10 protein-coding genes and 2 pseudogenes are annotated in these 16788 nt (G+C 69.5%); 7 read left to right on the top strand and 5 right to left on the bottom strand.

Annotated features, from left to right (window positions below):
• Positions 1 to 286: 286 nt before the first annotated feature.
• From A3A5_RS40035 to A3A5_RS0135590, 3 genes and pseudogenes are all read right to left on the bottom strand, one after another.
• Positions 287 to 781: pseudogene (locus tag A3A5_RS40035) on the bottom strand (NAD(+)/NADH kinase); the annotation flags it as partial.
• A gap of 235 nt (positions 782 to 1016) precedes the next feature.
• On the bottom strand, positions 1017 to 3029 hold the full coding sequence (locus tag A3A5_RS0135595; protein ID WP_018315197.1) for a sigma-54-dependent Fis family transcriptional regulator: 2013 nt from the start codon (positions 3027 to 3029) through the stop codon (positions 1017 to 1019).
• Between the two features lie 218 nt (positions 3030 to 3247).
• On the bottom strand, positions 3248 to 4288 hold the full coding sequence (locus A3A5_RS0135590; RefSeq protein WP_018315196.1) for an LLM class flavin-dependent oxidoreductase: 1041 nt from the start codon (positions 4286 to 4288) through the stop codon (positions 3248 to 3250).
• Between the two features lie 190 nt (positions 4289 to 4478).
• Here A3A5_RS0135590 and A3A5_RS0135585 point away from each other — a divergent pair, with 190 nt between their 5' ends.
• The gene (locus tag A3A5_RS0135585) at positions 4479 to 5234 is read left to right on the top strand and encodes an IclR family transcriptional regulator (protein WP_018315195.1); all 756 of its coding nucleotides are present in this window, start codon (positions 4479 to 4481) and stop codon (positions 5232 to 5234) included.
• A 12-nt stretch (positions 5235 to 5246) separates the two neighbouring features.
• Here A3A5_RS0135585 and A3A5_RS0135580 read toward each other — a convergent pair whose 3' ends face one another.
• On the bottom strand, positions 5247 to 8036 hold the full coding sequence (locus A3A5_RS0135580) for a hypothetical protein (RefSeq protein WP_018315194.1): 2790 nt from the start codon (positions 8034 to 8036) through the stop codon (positions 5247 to 5249).
• A gap of 308 nt (positions 8037 to 8344) precedes the next feature.
• On the opposite strand from A3A5_RS0135580, the gene A3A5_RS0135575 reads away from it, so the two are divergent.
• From A3A5_RS0135575 to A3A5_RS40030, 4 genes and pseudogenes are all read left to right on the top strand, one after another.
• On the top strand, positions 8345 to 9529 hold the full coding sequence (locus A3A5_RS0135575) for an aminotransferase class V-fold PLP-dependent enzyme (RefSeq protein WP_018315193.1): 1185 nt from the start codon (positions 8345 to 8347) through the stop codon (positions 9527 to 9529).
• Between the two features lie 44 nt (positions 9530 to 9573).
• Positions 9574 to 10329, top strand: coding sequence for a dipeptidase PepE (pepE, locus tag A3A5_RS0135570; protein WP_018315192.1), 756 nt, complete (start codon positions 9574 to 9576; stop codon positions 10327 to 10329).
• A 123-nt stretch (positions 10330 to 10452) separates the two neighbouring features.
• Positions 10453 to 11613, top strand: coding sequence for a porin (locus A3A5_RS0135565; RefSeq protein WP_018315191.1), 1161 nt, complete (start codon positions 10453 to 10455; stop codon positions 11611 to 11613).
• Positions 11614 to 11674: 61 nt separating this feature from the next.
• A pseudogene (locus tag A3A5_RS40030) lies at positions 11675 to 12631 on the top strand (DUF1177 domain-containing protein).
• A 25-nt stretch (positions 12632 to 12656) separates the two neighbouring features.
• Here A3A5_RS40030 and A3A5_RS0135555 read toward each other — a convergent pair.
• On the bottom strand, positions 12657 to 13637 hold the full coding sequence (locus A3A5_RS0135555) for a DedA family protein/thiosulfate sulfurtransferase GlpE (protein WP_369797854.1): 981 nt from the start codon (positions 13635 to 13637) through the stop codon (positions 12657 to 12659).
• A gap of 412 nt (positions 13638 to 14049) precedes the next feature.
• Here A3A5_RS0135555 and kdgD point away from each other — a divergent pair, with 412 nt between their 5' ends.
• Positions 14050 to 14964, top strand: coding sequence for a 5-dehydro-4-deoxyglucarate dehydratase (gene kdgD / locus A3A5_RS0135550; RefSeq protein ID WP_018315188.1), 915 nt, complete (start codon positions 14050 to 14052; stop codon positions 14962 to 14964).
• A gap of 114 nt (positions 14965 to 15078) precedes the next feature.
• The gene (locus A3A5_RS0135545) at positions 15079 to 16605 is read left to right on the top strand and encodes an aldehyde dehydrogenase (NADP(+)) (RefSeq protein ID WP_018315187.1); all 1527 of its coding nucleotides are present in this window, start codon (positions 15079 to 15081) and stop codon (positions 16603 to 16605) included.
• The last annotated feature ends 183 nt before the right edge of the window (positions 16606 to 16788 follow it).

The following is a 16788-nucleotide window of genomic DNA, read 5'->3' as shown; positions in this document are numbered from 1 at the left end:
TCGGCAGGGTGAGCTTGCGCTGCCGGGTGAAGGCGGCCGGATGCTCTGGATGACGGGCAAGATCGTGAAAGACCTTGGTGTGCAGATATTGGGCAAGTGCAGCGAACAAATCGGACAGGGGCATGAGAGCCAAGCGAAGATCGAGAAGCGATCCTCTATTGGCCGCCGCCCTGCTTGCGCTAAACATCCAGCGCAAGCAGGGCGGCGGCCCCTCGAACCTCGTCACCTGTCAAGCGTTCTCGGCGCCAATTGCGATTTTATTTGGCGGCTTATCTTGGGTGGATTGGGTGGCCAGCCCGGTGATGGTGGGCTCGCGCATTTCGGGATAGGCATTGTTGGTGCCGGTCGACAGGCCCGCGATCGGCACCGCGCCGCACTCGCGCACCACCGCGCGGTGGGTGCCGTCGCCGCCCAGCACGATGATGGCGGCCACGCCCGCATCGGCCATGCAGCGCGCGGCGCGCAGGGTGTCGTCGACGCGCGCGGTGACCGGCATGTCAAGGTAGTCGACCGCGGGCAGGCCCGAGTCCGGCCCCTGCCGGCGTGCCAGGTGCCGCGCCAGCATGACGCGCAGGCCTTCGCGGTCGGGCATCATCAGCACGCGCTCCACGCCGCAGGACGCCAGCGCAGCCAGCAGGCGCAGCACGATATTGACGCGGTCGGCCAGCTGCAGGCTATTGGCGTTGGCAATCACACGACGGATGTCGCGCGCGGAAATCGGGTTGGCGATGATGCCGACCACTGGCGCGATCTGCGCGCGGGCGCCTGCTGCGTGCCCCATTGCCTGTCTCCTGTTGTGGTTGTCTTGCCAGGCGTATTTGCAATGGCTGTGCCAGTGCGCGCAGGCAGTGAAAACAGGGGAAACCGGGGCATCAGCGGGGTCGGATCCGAGGGATTACCCCGAGGCGGCAGGGCAAAAGCGACGCTGCGCTGTGACAGGTGTCACAGCGCAGGTGTACAGGGGAAGGACAACCGTATCGCAAGGATGGCGCGCGTGCGCCGTGCTGCCTGCCGGCTTACGCGTCGGCGGGCCCTGGGCCGCCGTCGCGCCGGTTGGGCGACTGGATGCCGTAGCGCTCCATGCGCCGGTACAGCGTCATGCGGCTGACACCGATCTGCCGCGCCACCGCGCTCAGGTTCCAGCCGGAAGCGCGCAGGTATTGCATCAGCAGCATGCCTTCCGGCGGCAACTGGTGCGGGTCGAATTGCGCGCCAGCGGGTGACTGCGCGGCCCCCGGCTGCGGCAGGGCGGCGGACGGTGCGGGTCCCGCCAGGCTGTCAGGCAGGTCCGGCACATCGATATAGCCGTCGGCACAGACCGCGCGCGCGTACTCCAGCACGTTGCGCAGTTCGCGCAGGTTGCCGGGCCAGCGGTGGCGGTGCAGCCGCTCGCGTGCCGCGGGCGACAGCGTGATCTCGCTGCCCGCTGCGCCCCCGCCCCCTTCCTGCAGCAGCTTGCCGACCAGCCAGTCCAGGTCGGTGCGCGCGCGCAGCGGCGGCAGCGTAAAGCGCGCGCCGTTGAGGCGGTAGTACAGGTCCTCGCGGAAGCGCCCGTCGGCCACCAGTTGCTCCAGGCTGTGATGCGTGGCGGAAATGACCCGCAGCCGCACCTGCACCGGCCGCGCGGCGCCGACAGGCAGCACTTCGCCCTCGGCCAGCACGCGCAGCAGCCGCGACTGCAGCTCGCGCGGCATGTCGCCGATCTCGTCCAGGAACAGCGTGCCGCCGTCGGCCTCCTGGATCAGGCCGCGCTTGCCGCGCGGGCCTGCGCCGGAAAAGCTGTTGGGCAGGTGCCCGAACAATTCGCTTTCAATCAGTGTTTCAGGGATCGCCGCGCAGTTCACCGCTACGAACGGGCCGCCGCGGCGCGCGCTGGCAAGATGCAGCGCCTTGGCCAGGAACTCCTTGCCGCTGCCGGTCTCGCCGTGGATCAGCAGGTTGATGGGCGAATCGACCAGGCGCGCCGCGCGCTGCAACTGCTGCTGCAGCGCGGCATCGCCGCCGGTCAGCGCCGCCAGGGCATCCGGCATCGCCACCTGCGTTTCGGCGGGCGGCGCCTGCCAGCGCAGCGCGGGCGGCAGCACGCTCAGGTACAGCAGGCCGCCGCTGCGGGTCAGCGCCACCAGGCGCTGCTCGCTCGGGCGCGAATAGACATAGTGGCCCAGGTCTTCCAGGCGCGCGTCGAACAGCGTCTCGAACGGCTGGCCCAACACGGTGGCACCCGGTGCGCCCCCCAGCTCGCCCTCCAGCATCAGCCTGGCGCGGTGGTTATGGCCGACGATGCGGCCCGCCTCGTCCAGCGCCAGCAGGTATTCGGGATTGACGTCGACGAACTCCGGCGCCACGTTCAGCTTCAGGATCCAGTCGCGGCGGTGCGCGCGCAGGAAGTTGGCGTTCTCGATATGCGCGGCGTAGATGCGCACCATCTGCAACGCCAGCCCCTGGCTGTCCTTGGCCTGCGGCGAGGTCAGCGCGGAGATGTCGAGGATGGCGTGCAGGTTGCCGTGCGTGTCGAACAGCGGCGCGGCGGTGCAGGTCAGCGGGATATGGGTGGCGTCGAAATGGTCGGCCTGGTGCACCGTCAGCGCCTGGCCCGTGGCCAGAGCGGTGCCGACCGCGCAGGTGCCGGCGCCGCTCTCGCTCCACTCGGCGCCCAGGTACAGGCCCGCGTGGCGCAGCGCGGCATCGCTGCGGGCCTCGCCGATGTAGTCGACGGTCACGCCCTGCGCATCGGTCAGCAGCACCACATAGCCCAGGCCCGCCACCTGGCCGTACAGGCTCTGCAGGCCGTGGCGCGCGATGCGCGCGAAGTCGTCGATGCGTTCCTGGTGCTCGCGCAGGCGCGGCTGCGGCAGGATGCGCGCCTCCTGCATGCGCGACGGATCCAGGCCGTACTGGTGCACGCAGCGGCGCCATGAGTTCTGAATGATGGCGTCGTGCGCGATCCGGTCCGCAAGCACGGCCGGCGGGGCAAGGTATGTGGTGGCCTGGACCACCGTCTCGATGTGCTCGCGTTGCCGCAGGTCCATCGCTGTCTCCTGTCGTCGCTGCCGTCGGACCCACGGATGATGGATGGGGTGGTGGATCGGGCGGACTGTCGGGCGCGTGCTGCGGGAGCCGCGCCTCTGTGTCTCGGGCCTTCTAATGTATCCGAGCGGATCGGCGGTGCGCAAACAGGATCAGGGGGGCGCGCTCGCGGGCGCACGCCGCAAGTGCGGCGCACGCCATACCGGAGAATCGCGGACGCTCAGAGCGCTGACGGGGTCTTCAGGCTGCGCGCCGCATCGGCGGCGATGGCAAAGGAGCGCAGGCGCGCCTGGTGGTCATGGATCTGCCCGGCCAGCATCAGCTCGTCCGGGCGCAGGTCATCGACAAAGCGCTGCATGCCGGCACGCACGGTGTCAGGATCGCCCACCACCGAGCACGCCAGCGAGCGGCGGATATGGTCGGCCTCGCTCTCGGTCCACAGTGATTCGATATCATCCACCGGCGCGCGCAGCTGCCCCGGCGTGCCGCGCACCAGCGCCAGGAACTGCTGCTGCAGCGAGCTGAACAGGCGGCGCGCCTCGCCGCCGGTCTCGGCCGCGAACACGTTCAGGCCCAGCATCACATAGGGCCGGTCCAGCGCTTCAGAGGGCCGGAAGGTGCGCCGGTACAGGTCCACCGCCTGGCGCATGAAGCCCGGCGCAAAGTGCGAGGCAAAGGCGAACGGCAGGCCCATCGCCGCGGCCAGCTGCGCGCTGAACAGGCTCGAACCCAACAACCAGATCGGCACCTTGAGCCCGGCGCCGGGCACCGCGCGCAGGCGCTGGCCGGGGCGCACGTCGTCGAAATAAGCCTGCAGTTCTTCCACGTCCTGCGGGAAGGTATCGGCGCTGTCGGCCGACAGGTGGCGGCGCAAGGCGCGCGCGGTGGCCTGGTCGGTGCCGGGCGCGCGGCCCAGGCCCAGGTCGATGCGGCCCGGATAGAGCGAGGCGAGCGTGCCGAACTGCTCGGCAATCACCAGCGGCGAGTGGTTGGGCAGCATCACCCCGCCCGAGCCCACGCGGATGGTCTGGGTGCCGTTGGCGACGTAGCCGATCAGCACCGCGGTGGCGGCGCTGGCAATGCCGGGCATGTTGTGGTGCTCGGCCAGCCAGTAGCGGTGGTAGCCCAGCCGCTCGGCATGACGGGCCAGGTCGAGCGAATTGCGCATGGCCTGGCCGGCGTTGCTGCCTTCAGGGATGGGGGCAAGGTCCAGCACGGACCAGGCGACGCCTGCGCCGTTGGGGATAGAGTCGTGATTCATGTGGTGGATGGCGGGCGGCTGGCGCCGCACGCGGGCAATGCGTATGGCTCGCTATCTTAGAGACCCCGGCGCGATCGTGCTGGCGGCCTGATCGCGGCCCTTCGGGCGGCGTGGGTATATTCGGGGGCACGAAAGATTGAGTCGCGCCGCGCTTGCCCGTACCATGCAGCCCGATGCGAAGGAACTTGCAATGACACTCAAGACACTGGACGGTGCGCTGGCCCTGCTGACCCACTTCACCGTGCGCCAGCCGACCTGGGGCGTGCGTGAGCTGGCCAAGCACAGCGGCGTGCACTACGCCGTGGTGCACCGCGTGCTGGCCACGTTTGCCGCCAACGGCTTCCTGGTGCAGGACGCGGCCACCGGCAAGTATTCGCTGGGACTGCGGTTGTTCGAGCTGGGACAGGTGGTGCGCAAGAGCTTCTCGCCCGACGAAATCGTGCGCCCGGTGCTGGAAAAGCTCGCCGCGCAAAGCGGCGAGACCGTGTTCCTGTCCTGGCTCGATGGCCATGAGGGCCTGTGCGTGGGGCTGGTGCAGAGCCAGCACCAGCTGCGCTTTTCGATCGAGCTGGGCGAGCGCTTTGCGCTCTATGCGGGCGCGCATGCCAAGGCCATGCTGGCCTTCCAGGACGATGCCTTTCGCGATGAGGTCTACCGCCAGGGCCTGGCGCGCATGGCCCCCCACACGACGCTGGACCGCGAGCGCATCGAGCAGCAACTGGCCGAGGTACGCGAGCGCGGCTGGGCCCACACGCGCGAGGAAGCCGCCGCCAGCGTGGCCGGCCTGGCGTTGCCGCTGTGGTCGCGCGACCGCAGCGCGGTGGTGGGCTCGGTCGCCATCGCCGGGCCGCAGCAGCGGCTGGACGAAGCCGCGGTGCCGCGCCTGCTGGAGGCGCTGCGCGATGCCAGCGGCCGGCTGGAAGACGTCATCGGCTTCGTGCGCTGACGCGCCCCTCGCTCACGCCAGCAAGGCCTTGCCCACGGCCCCGCCCAGCACGCGCTGGCCGATCGCATGGCCCAGCGCGCGATAGCTCTCCCATTGCGCCTCATCGAAGAACTGGTCGCCGGTGGCCTCCTGCGGAAACGCGGGATGGGTCGCGCCGTAGTGGCGCACGTCGGCCGGCGCCCATGACACCAGGCGCGGCTTGAGCAGCACGATGCGGCAGGTGCGCGCGCGTGGCGCCCCGCACTCCGGGCCGGTGCGATAGACGTTGAGCAGCACGGCGCATTTGTCGGCCGCCGGCGCGCCCGGCATGAAATCATCCGGCACGCCGAAGACACGGCTCAGCACCGGGTGCGTGGTGGCAGCCTCGGTATCGACCACGATCTCCAGCCCATGGTCGATGCGCGCCAGCCGGATCAGGTTGGCCAGGTCGCCGAAGCGGTAGTCGGGGTCGCCCCCGCAATCACACAGCACGATCAGCGAGACATCACGGCCCGGGCGCAGCAGCTCGTACACGCCGGTGTTGTCGAAATGCCCGCCATCGGACAGATACTGCCAGCCGCGCCGCGTGCCGTGAAAGCGCGCGCTCAGTTCGCAGCCCAGGTAGTACTGCGTGCGGAACAGCGCGATGCCCGCGGCCAGCCACGGATGCGTGGCGCGCTCCGGATGGCGCCGCGCGCGGCCCCGGCGCCCGCCTTCGCGCGCGTGGCTGGCCGGATACGATGGCCACCATGTGCCCAGCCGCAGGTTCGCCAGGCCGAGCAGCAGCGAGGTGCCCAGCGTGGTCGCGCGCCCCAGCCCGGTGGACACCGCCGCGCCCGAGATCGCGATCCAGTCGCCCACGGTGCGCGATTCGGCCAGCTTGCCCGATGACGGCCATGACACATCCGGGCAGCAAGCCCATCCGTCGATCGTGAAGCGCGCGTAGGCGTCCGGCGGCAGCGCCGCCGCCGCGCCGGCCTGCGCCACGCAGGGGCCGGGCGCCAGGCACAGCGGCTTGCCCTTGCGGTCGCGCTGCACCAGTTGCGCGGCCGGATCGACGGTCAGGTTCAGCGTGACGTTGATCAGGTGCAGCGGCGCCAGCACGCGCGGATCGTAATACGCGTTCAGGCTGAGCTGGTCGCCGGGCACGGGTTCGGCCACGCTGAAGCGGGCGCGCTGGCTGCCGTCGCGGTCGGCACTCGGATCGGGGGCCGCGAAGCGCTCCCCGTTGGACGCGCCCAGGAACGCGCGCGTAAGCCGCGCCGCGTAGAACGGCTGCAGCGTCGACAGGTTCAGGAAACCGGAGAAGCGCCCCGCCACCAGCGCCAGCACCAGGCTGACCACGGTGAGCGTGGCCAGCGCCGGGCCGGTATAGGCGTTGCCGAACACCAGCCAGTCGACCGGCTCGCGCCCGTCCCAGCGCACCCACAGCACCAGCCACGACCACAGCACGAACAGCAGCAGCGCCAGCACCGCCGCGGCCGCGCCCGCCAGCAGCGACACCGGCAGCCGCGCGCACAGCGCACGCCAGGGCGTGTCGGCGCTGCCCTTGCGGCCGGCATCGAGCCAGCGCGAGCCGTAGTGCACCAGCCAGACCAGCACGCCCAGCACGGTTGCGGGCAGCGCCGCGCCCCACTGGTGGTGGGCCTGGTGGGCAAACAGGTAAGCGGTGCGTGCAATGGTATCGGCAATGCCCAGCGCCGCCAGCCACAGGGTCAGTGTCAGCGCGCCACGCAGTGCGCGCGTGGCGCGCACGCGGTAGGCGGCCACGGTGCGCGGCTCGCCCTGCAGCAGCGCCAGGCACCACAGCACGCCCAGCAGCGTCAGCACGCCAAGCGCGGCAAAGAGCTTGCCGATGACCAGCCCCGAACCGAGCCATTCCGACCAGCGCGCCGCGGCCAGCAGCATCAGGCCCAGCAGCGTGGCGAGCAGCGGCGCGGGGCTCAGGAAGCGGGCCGTCGCCTGCGGATCGTTGGCGCGCGGGTAGATCAGCCAGTAGGCCAGCCCGGGCGGCGCCGCACCAGCCAGCGCGGTGGCCAGCGGCAGCCACAGCAGCGTGCTCCACCAGATCGCGCATTCGCCCTGGTTGAAGGCCTGCCGCGCGTCGTGCAGCAGGTCCATCTCATAGCGCCCCAATCCGTAGGAAACCCCCACCGCAATGTGTTGCCCGAGCGCCAGCACAGCCAGCAGCACCAGCAGCGCGCTGCCGATCACGAAATGCATGGCCAGCCAGTTGCGCACCACCAGCGCGGCGGCATAGAGGCTGTCGCCGGCACCGGTGGGCGACAGGTAGCGGCCGTTCTCGCGCAGCCATGCCACTGCGCCGCGGCCGGGGTCGGCGGCGTAGGACACCGAGGTATGGATGCGCCCCGGCGGCTCGCACTGCAGCGTGTGATAGGCGTCGGTGGCGGCCTGGACCGGGCCTGCGCCGCGGCGCAGGCGGCCGGGCACGAACAGACTGACGAAGAAGGCGCCGAGGTAGCCGCCGCCGCTGACGGTGGACAGGTAGTCCATCTGCGCCAGCAGCGAGGCCAGGCCCGGCACGGTCTGCGCTGCGGCGGTGGCGGCCGCCGGCGCCGCGGCTTCCGGCGCGGGGGCCGACGCTGCCGCCTTGGCGGGCATTGCGGTGCCCGCCATCGCCTGCATCACGCCCAGGCAAAAGGTGGCGCTGCGGATGCCGCCGCCGGATAGCGCCAGGGCCCAGTTGCGCTGGCCATCGCCGCTCCGCGGCGCAATGCCGAGCTGGCGGCGGCGCTGGGCGATGCGGATGGCCTCATCGCTGGATCCGCCGGTTCCGCCGGTTCCGTGGTGTTCCGCGGCCATGCGCGTCCTCCCGGTAGCAGTCGGTCTGCGCCAAGTATAGGCGGCGGCGCTCCGCCGTTGCCGCCGCCGGCATTCGCCCGGCGCGGCCAGCCGGCCCCGCGTCAACCCTGATTGTTGAGAGCCGGGCCGAAGCCTAGCATTTCTCTGTATCAGAGACGTTGTCTCTTACATAGAGACACAAGCAGTCCACGCAACCGTGATCGCGGGCGACGCCCTGTTCAGCTTCTTCGGCTCCGTCACCAAGCTGAAGAAATAAGCATTCCCCCCGGGGCGCATGCCGCCCCGCCTGTCCTTACCCGAGACGTTCCATGGATCTCCAGAGCATCCGCGCCGACACCCCGCTGACGGCCTCCACCATCTATCTCGACACCGCCGCGGCCTCGTTGCCGCCCGACGCGGTGCTCGATACCGTGCGCAGCTACCTGCTAGATACCGGCCATGTCGGCATCTACCTGCCGGCCTTGCGCAAAGGGACCTATGCGCGCGTGGAAGCGGTGCGCGGCAAGCTGGCCGGGCTGCTCAACTGCGGCGCCGACGAAGTCGCCTTCACCAAGAACGCCACGGAGAGCATCTCGCTCGTCGCGCGCGGCATCGCCTGGAAGGCCGGCGACGAAGTGCTGGTGGCCGACACCGAGATGCTGAGCAACCTGCTGCCCTGGCGCCGGCTGGAGCAATCGCACGGCATCGTCGTGAAGATGGTCGCGGCCAATGCCGAAGGGCTGCTTTCGCCCGAGGCCTTCGAGGCCGCCGTCACCCCGCGCACGCGTCTGCTCACCTTCTCGCACCTGCCCAATTCAACGGGTGCGGTGCAGCCTGCCGCGCAGATCTGCGCGGTGGCACGCCGCCATGGCGTGCTGTCGCTGGTCAACGCGGCGCAAAGCGTGGGCATGCTGCGCTCGGACGTGGCCGAACTGGGTTGTGATTTCCTGGCTGGCTGCGGCCGCAAGGCGCTGCGCGCGACCGAGGGCTCGGGCTTCCTGTATGTGCGCCGCGCGCTGATCGAGCAGGTCGAGCCCGCGCTGGTGGGCTGGTGGAACGGCGCCTATGACCGCGCCACCGGCGCGCTGTCGCTGGTCGCTGGCGCCAAGCGCTTCGAGGCTGGCTGCCCGATCGTGCCGGCGATCCTCGGCATGGGCACCGCCATCGACTACGCCGCCGCTATCGGCGTCGACGCCATCGAGGCGCGCGTGCGCGACCTGACCGAGTATGCAGTGGCCAGGTTCGCGTCGATCCCCGGCTTCGAGCTCTATGGCCCCGCCGACGTGGCCAACCGCATCGGCATCGTGCCGTTCAATGTGCGCGGCGTGGACCCGGCGCGCATCGTGGCTGCGCTGGAAGCGCAGCAATGCATCATCGAGGCCGGCAACTTCATGGCCGACGCCATCCTGGCGCGCTACGGCGTGTCTACCATGGCGCGCGTCTCGCTGCACTACTTCAACACGCATGAAGAGATCGACCGCGTGGCCGCGCTGATCCGCGCCGCGATCGCCTGATCCCGCATCGGACTTCACCAGACTCTCCTGACGGAAACCAAGACATGACCCAACGCATCCTTCTGATGAGCAGCTCGCGCAAGGACAACCTCGGCTACCTCGAGCACGCCGGCGAGCAGATCCACACGCTGCTGAGGCATGAGCCGCGCAAGGTGCTGTTCGTGCCGTTCGCCGGCGTGAGCTTCAGCTTCGACACCTATGAAGGCATGGTCAAGCCAGTGTTCGAGAAGCTGGGCTACGCGCTGGAATCGATCCACCACAGCGCCGACCCGCTGCGCGCGGTGGAACAGGCCGAGGCCATCGCGGTCGGCGGCGGCAACACCTTTGCGCTGCTCGATCGCATGTACGACGCCGGCATCGTCGACGCGATCCGCGCCAGGGTGCGCGCAGGCACGCCGTATGTGGGCTGGAGCGCCGGCAGCAACGTGGCCTGCCCCACCATCCGCACCACCAACGACATGCCCATCGTGCAGCCGCCGTCGCTGCGCGCGCTGGGGCTGGTGCCGTTCCAGGTCAACCCGCACTTCATCAGCGGCAAGCCCGCTGGCCACAACGGCGAAAGCCGTGAAGAACGCCTGGCCGAGTTCCTGCACATCAACGCGCCGGAACAGGTGTTCGCGCTGCCGGAGGGCTCGGCGCTGTTCTCCGACGGCACTCACGGCACGGTGCTGGGCGAGCGCAATGCGCTGTGGTTCCCGGCCGAGGGCCAGGTCGAGACCATCCGCGAGGGTGAGACCTTCCCGCTGTCGCAGATCACCGGTCCGGCCGGGATGCAGGACTGGCCGGGCTTCACCGTCTGAGCTGATCCGCCGCTGACGCACTGACCCGGGCCGGCCCCGGACACAACAAACAGAAAACCGCCCCGCGGGCCGCGCCGTGCCGCCCGCGCGGGCCCCCTTTTGCCCTCTGGAGGAGAAAACAAGATGAACCAACCCATTCGCCACGCCGTCCGCCTGGCACTGACATTGCTGCTGGGCCTGCCGGCCGCCGCGATGGCGCAGTCCGGGGTGACGCTGTACGGCGTGATCGATACCGCGCTGACGTACCAGACCCATTCGAACCCTGCGGGCGATGCCCAGATCGGGCTGCAGCAGGGCGGCGAAGGCTTCCTGTCGGGCAGCCGCTTCGGCCTGAAGGGCATTGAAGACCTGGGCGGCGGCCTGAAGGCCGGCTTCGTGCTGGAGAACGGCCTGCTCGCAGACACGGGCAAGCTGGACCAGCAGGGCCAGCTGTTCGGGCGCCAGGCCTACGTGAAGATCGGCAACCAGTGGGGCGAGCTGGCGCTGGGCCGGCAGTACACCACGGCCAACACCATGCTGTACTACGTCGACCCGCTCGGCGTGGGCGCGGCGCCGTCTAACGCATGGATGGTCTACCTGACCGGTCAGCGCTACGACAACGCCGTCAGCTACACCGGCAGCTTCGGCCCGGTATCGATGATTGCCGAATACGCGCTGGGCGAAACCGCGGGCAACACCCGCGCGACCTCGTCGATGTCGTTCGGCGTGCGGTACGCCGCCGGCCCCATCACCGCGGTGGGCGACTTCCAGCAGACCCGCGACAGCCAGAGCCGCGCCGCGCGCATCTACCTGGCCGGCCTGAAGGCCGCGGTGGGCCGCGCCAGCCTGTTCGCCAACTACATCCACAGCGACCGCGACGCGGGCTTCGACTCGTCCAAGGGCGGCACCGATACGGCCACCATCACCAGCATGTCGACCGCGGCCACGCCGACCAACCGCGCCGCCATCAGCTCGGTCTTCGGCGCCAGCCGCCACGACGACTTCTTCACGCTGGGCGCGAGCTACGCGGTCACCGGCAACGTCACGCTGACCGGCAGCGTGATGCACAACCGCACGCGTGCCGACGGCTTCAGCGGCAACCGCACCACTGCTTACGCGGTCGCCGATTACGCCTTCAGCAAGCGCACCGACACCTACCTGGCGCTGGCCTACGACCGTGTGCACGGTGGCTGGTCAGGCCTGTTCGGCAACAACACCACCAGCTGGACCGGCGGCAGCGGCAAGCCGCTGGACGGGCGCGACAGCCAGACCACCGTGATGGCCGGCCTGCGCCACCAGTTCTGATCTTTTTTGTAGACGCCCTGCCCGCGCCGCGCGCGGTTTGGCACATCCTTTGGAGAAAGCCATGGCCCTGCAGCAGACGCTGGTCATTCATGAAGCCCTGGACAGCCCGCACGCCAACGGTGCGGTCGTCAGCGAACTGTTCGCGCCCTATGCCGGAGCCGGCGTGAGCGTGGCAGTGACCACGATCCACAACGCCCCGCCCGAGAACACGGCCAACACCACCGACTTCATCACCATCGTGATCCCCGGCACCACGGGCAAGCGCGGCGGCGGCAGTGCGCCGACGCTGGGCGTGATCGGCCGCAACGGCGCGATTGGCGCGCGCCCGGAACTGGTGGGACTGGTGTCTGACGCCGACGGCCCGATCGGCTGCCTGGCGGTGGCGCTCAAGCTGGCGCAGATGAAGGCGCGCGGCGACCACCTGGCCGGCGACGTGATCGTGACCACGCACCTGTCGACCAATGTCTCGATGCAGCCGCACGACCCGGTGCCGTTCATGGGCATGCCGGTCTCCTCCGACACCATGAACGACTACCAGGTGCTGCCGGAGATGGACGCGATTCTGTCGATCGATGCCTCCAAGGGCAACAGCATCATCAAGCACCGCGGCTTTGCGATTTCGCCGACGGCGATGCAGGGTTACATCCTGCGCGTGGCGCCAGACCTGGTGGCGACCATGGAGTCCACCACCGGCTGCCCGGCGGTGACCTTCCCGATCTCGCAGCAGGACATCACGCCGTACCACAACGGCCTGTACCACTTCAACAGCATCATGCAGCCGCACGTGGCCACCCAGGCGCCGGTGGTCGGCGTGGCGGTGACGGCGCAGTCGGTGGTGTCGGGCAGCGCGACCTCGGCCAACCATGAGATCGACATCGCTGAAGCCGTGCGCTTCTGCGTGGAGGTGTCCAAGCGCTTCGGCGCCGGCAAGTGCTAGTTCTTCAATGCCGCGGAGTGGGAGAAGATCCGCGCGGTCTACCCGGACCTGTCGGTATTCCAGACCGCGGGCAAGCGCTGAGCGCAGCGCCGACGGCCTGGCAGGTTCAGGCGGCTTCGGCCGGCCCTGGCTGGTTGGCCGCCTCGGTCGGGGCGGTGCCGCCGTGGCGCCGTTTCCATTCGTCGAAGCCGCCGGCCAGCGCCCAGGTCTTCGGGTAGCCAGCCACGCGCAGGCGCTCGGCCAGCAGCGCGGCGGACAGTTCATTGGGGCAGGCGCAATAGACCACGATGTCGGCCCCGGCGTGCGGCACGCCCAGCGCGTCCAGGCTGTCCAGCGCGCCCTGCATGTCGAGCACCACCGAGCCGGGGATGCGTTCCATCGGCGTGTCGCCGTGGGCGCGCACGTCGATCACCACCGGCAGGCTGCCGGCGAGCCTGCGCGCTTCCAGTTCATCCACGCTCATGCGCGGCACGCGCCGCGTGCGGCGCAGCAGCCGGAAGCGGCGCCACCAGCGCCACGCCAGGAACAGCGCGAACGCCACCACCAGCCCCACCACGGCCATATGCCCGTAGGCGCTGAACCCCTCCAGGATGGCATCGATAAAATCACTGAACACCACGCCGATCAGCAAGGCGCTGCCAGCCCAGACCAGCGCGCCGATGGCGTCATAAAACAGGAACACCGGCAACGGCGTGCCCGTCATGCCCGCCATTGCGGTGGACAAGGCCCCGGCACCGGGCAGCAGCTTGGCAATCACCAGCGAGCGCGGCCCTATGCGCAGATAGAGCGACTGGGTCTGGCGGATGCACGAGTCCTGCGAAATCGATACCCGGCAGATCGTGCGCAGCATCGGCTGCCCCAGCCGGCGTCCGGCGAAGTACCAGCCGGTATCGGCAATCAGGCAGGCGAAGATCACCGCCGCCAGCACCGCGCCGATCGACGGGCCGGTTTCCTGCACGCCCAGCGCGCCGGCGACGAACAGCATCGGGTACGCCGGCACCGGCAGCCCGGCCTGCTCGACCAGCACGTTCAGGAACACCAGCATCAGCCCGTGGTTTTCCAGCAAGGCCTGTAACTCTCCCACCATGTTCTCCCCGTCAGTCCAGGATGTCAGTGTGCCAGTCGCCGGGGGCCCGTGCACCGGCAGCTTTGCATGGGTGTTTCAAATTTCCTGAGTGGACGGCGCGCCGGCAGGGAGCCGACCTGACCTACGTTGTCCTACAACATCCCAATTCCAGCCTTGCCGGACCTCACCACAGTACGAGCGCCGCCATCCCAGGCAAGAAGTGCCTCTGGCTGCGCGTTTCTGTCGTTTTTTGAGTGCCCGCAGGACTTTCCGGCGGAAACGCCGGCCGCACCCCGGTTAACCCCGAATGATCGCCTGCCCTATTGCGTTTGCCAAAACCTTGTCGTACGATGACTGATAACTCGGATGACCTGCGCCGCCGCAGTCAGCCGCCACTGCCACCCGGGCCGCTGGCCCGCTCAGGATTGCCGCAATGCTCGCACCCAACGAACTCAAGCAAATCGTCTCTGAAGGCCTGCTGTCCTTCCCCATCACCGACTTCGACGCACAGGGCGACTTCGCACCGCAGTCCTACGCGGCGCGGCTGGAGTGGCTGGCCCCCTACGGCGCCACCGCGCTGTTCGCGGCGGGCGGCACCGGCGAGTTCTTCTCGCTGACGCCGCAGGACTACTCGGCCGTGGTCGACACCGCCGTGCGCACCTGCGCCGGCAAGGTGCCGATCCTGGCCGGCGCCGGCGGCCCGACCCGCACCGCCATCGCCTACGCGCAGGAAGCCCAGCGCCTGGGCGCGGCCGGCGTGCTGCTGCTGCCGCACTATCTGACCGAAGCCAGCCAGGACGGCATTGCCGCGCATGTCGAAGAGGTCTGCAAGTCGGTGGACATCGGCGTGATCGTCTACAACCGCGCCAACTCGAAGCTGGATGCGACGCAGCTGGCACGCCTCGCGGAGCGCTGCCCCAACCTGGTCGGCTTCAAGGACGGCGTGGGCGACATCGAGGCCATGGTCAGCATCCGCCGCACGCTGGGCGACCGCTTCTCTTACCTGGGCGGCCTGCCCACGGCTGAGGTCTATGCCGCGGCCTACAAGGCGCTGGGCGTGCCGGTGTATTCGTCGGCAGTGTTCAACTTCATCCCCAAGACCGCGATGGACTTCTACCGCGCCATCGCCGCGGACGACCACGCCACCGTGGGCCGCCTGATCGACGACTTCTTCCTGCCCTACCTGGCCATCCGCAACCGCAAGGCCGGCTATGCGGTCAGCATCGTCAAGGCCGGCGCCCGCCTGGTCGGCCGCGACGGCGGTCCGGTGCGCGCCCCGCTGACCGACCTGACCGGCGAGGAAATGGAGATGCTGGGCGCGCTGATCAACACGCTCGGCCCGCAGTAACCGGCACGCAGGCGGAAATCCAGCCGTCCTCGCATTGCATTTCGACAGGCCGGCCGCGGGGCGCATGCCCTCCGGCCGGCTTTCCCGTTCCCAACGCTGACAAGGAATCCTTCCATGCAAATCACCGGCGACATGCTGATCGGCGCGCAAGCCGTGCGCGGCTCCGAAACCCTGCTGCAGGCCATCAACCCCGCAACCGGCCAGGCCCTGGGGCCCGACTTCCACGGCGGCGGCCAGGCCGAGGTCGAGCGCGCCTGCGCGCTGGCCGAGGCCGCCTTTGACACCTACCGCAACACCACGCCGGAACAGCGCGCGGCATTCCTGGAGGCCATCGCCAGCGGCATAGAGGCGCTGGGCGACACGCTCATCGAGCGCGCCCATCTGGAAAGCGCGCTGCCCGTCGCGCGCCTGCAGGGCGAGCGCGGCCGCACCGCCGGCCAGCTGCGCCTGTTCGCCAGCGTGCTGCGCGAGGGCCGCTGGCAGCAAGCCACCTTCGACCCCGCGCTGCCCGAGCGCAACCCGCCGCGCCCGGACCTGCGCATGCAGCGCATCGCCATCGGCCCGGTGGCGGTGTTCGGCGCCAGCAACTTCCCGCTCGCCTTCTCCGTGGCCGGCGGCGACACCGCCGCGGCGCTGGCCGCCGGCTGCCCGGTCGTGGTCAAGGCGCACTCGGCGCACCTGGGCACTTCGGAGCTGGTCGGGCGCGTGATCCAGAAGGCCGTGCAGGACGCCGGCCTGCCCGAGGGTGTGTTCTCGCTGCTGGTGGGCGCGGGCAATGTCATCGGCACGGCGCTGGTGTCGCATCCCGCGATCCAGGCGGTCGGCTTCACCGGCTCGCGCGCGGGCGGCATGGCGCTGATGCGCGCCGCCAACGCGCGCCCGCAGCCGATCCCCGTGTACGCCGAGATGAGCAGCATCAACCCGGTGTTCCTGCTGCCCGCCGCGCTCGACGCGCGCGGGGAGGAAATCGGCCGCCAGCTGGTGGATTCGCTGGTGCTCGGCGTCGGCCAGTTCTGCACCAACCCCGGACTGGTGATCGGCATCGAAGGTCCCGCTCTGGACAAGTTCCGCGCCGCGGCGCTCGGTGCACTGCAAGGCAAGCCGGCAGCGACCATGCTGACGCCCGGCATCCATGCCGCCTATGAGCAAGGCGTGGCGCAACTGTCGTCGCTCGACGGGCTGCAGCGCATCGGCGACGGCGTCGACGGCAACGGGGCCAACCAGGCGCGGCCGGCGATGTTCGAAACCACCGCGGCGCAGTTCATGGCGGATCATCGGATGCAGGCCGAGGTGTTCGGCCCGTCGACGGTGCTGGTGGTGTGCCGCGATCTCGAAGAGATGCTGACGGTAGCGCGGCAGCTTGAAGGCCAGCTGACCGCGACGATGCAGCTCGACGATGCCGACCATGCGGCCGCGCAGCGCCTGCTGCCGGTGCTGGAACGCAAGGCCGGGCGGGTGTTGTGCAATGGCTATCCGACCGGGGTTGAAGTTGCCTACGCGATGGTGCATGGCGGGCCGTTTCCGGCGACTTCGGATGTGCGTTCGACTTCGGTTGGGGCGACGGCGATTGACCGCTTCCTGCGGCCGGTTTGTTATCAGAACTTGCCGCAGGCGTTGTTGCCGGAAGCGGTGAAGGGGTGATCTTGCAGGGTCCGCGGTGGGGGGCTTGTATGGCTTCGGCGCTGCGGTTGGTTATCGTGCTTGACTAGCGTGGGCTGTTTCGCCGGCGTAGCCGGCGAGTCACTTTCTGTCCAAGCGACAGAAAGTAACCAAAGAACGCGTCGCCTGAGCGGCTGGCTATAAATTGCTCGGCGTTGGTGGTTC

Origin of the sequence: Cupriavidus sp. UYPR2.512, from assembly GCF_000379565.1 — a bacterium.
Taxonomy (GTDB): domain Bacteria; phylum Pseudomonadota; class Gammaproteobacteria; order Burkholderiales; family Burkholderiaceae; genus Cupriavidus.
This window is presented reverse-complemented; position numbering and strand designations above follow the sequence as displayed.

What these genes read in the sequence shown, in the direction of transcription:
- A3A5_RS0135595 (WP_018315197.1), bottom strand. Translation starts at nt 3,029, where the DNA reads ATGGACCTGCGGCAACGCGAGCACATCGAGACGGTGGTCCAGGCCACC.
- A3A5_RS0135590 (WP_018315196.1), bottom strand. Translation starts at nt 4,288, where the DNA reads ATGAATCACGACTCTATCCCCAACGGCGCAGGCGTCGCCTGGTCCGTG.
- A3A5_RS0135585 (WP_018315195.1), top strand. Translation starts at nt 4,479, where the DNA reads ATGACACTCAAGACACTGGACGGTGCGCTGGCCCTGCTGACCCACTTC.
- A3A5_RS0135580 (WP_018315194.1), bottom strand. Translation starts at nt 8,036, where the DNA reads ATGGCCGCGGAACACCACGGAACCGGCGGAACCGGCGGATCCAGCGAT.
- A3A5_RS0135575 (WP_018315193.1), top strand. Translation starts at nt 8,345, where the DNA reads ATGGATCTCCAGAGCATCCGCGCCGACACCCCGCTGACGGCCTCCACC.
- pepE (WP_018315192.1), top strand. Translation starts at nt 9,574, where the DNA reads ATGACCCAACGCATCCTTCTGATGAGCAGCTCGCGCAAGGACAACCTC.
- A3A5_RS0135565 (WP_018315191.1), top strand. Translation starts at nt 10,453, where the DNA reads ATGAACCAACCCATTCGCCACGCCGTCCGCCTGGCACTGACATTGCTG.
- A3A5_RS0135555 (WP_369797854.1), bottom strand. Translation starts at nt 13,637, where the DNA reads ATGGTGGGAGAGTTACAGGCCTTGCTGGAAAACCACGGGCTGATGCTG.
- kdgD (WP_018315188.1), top strand. Translation starts at nt 14,050, where the DNA reads ATGCTCGCACCCAACGAACTCAAGCAAATCGTCTCTGAAGGCCTGCTG.
- A3A5_RS0135545 (WP_018315187.1), top strand. Translation starts at nt 15,079, where the DNA reads ATGCAAATCACCGGCGACATGCTGATCGGCGCGCAAGCCGTGCGCGGC.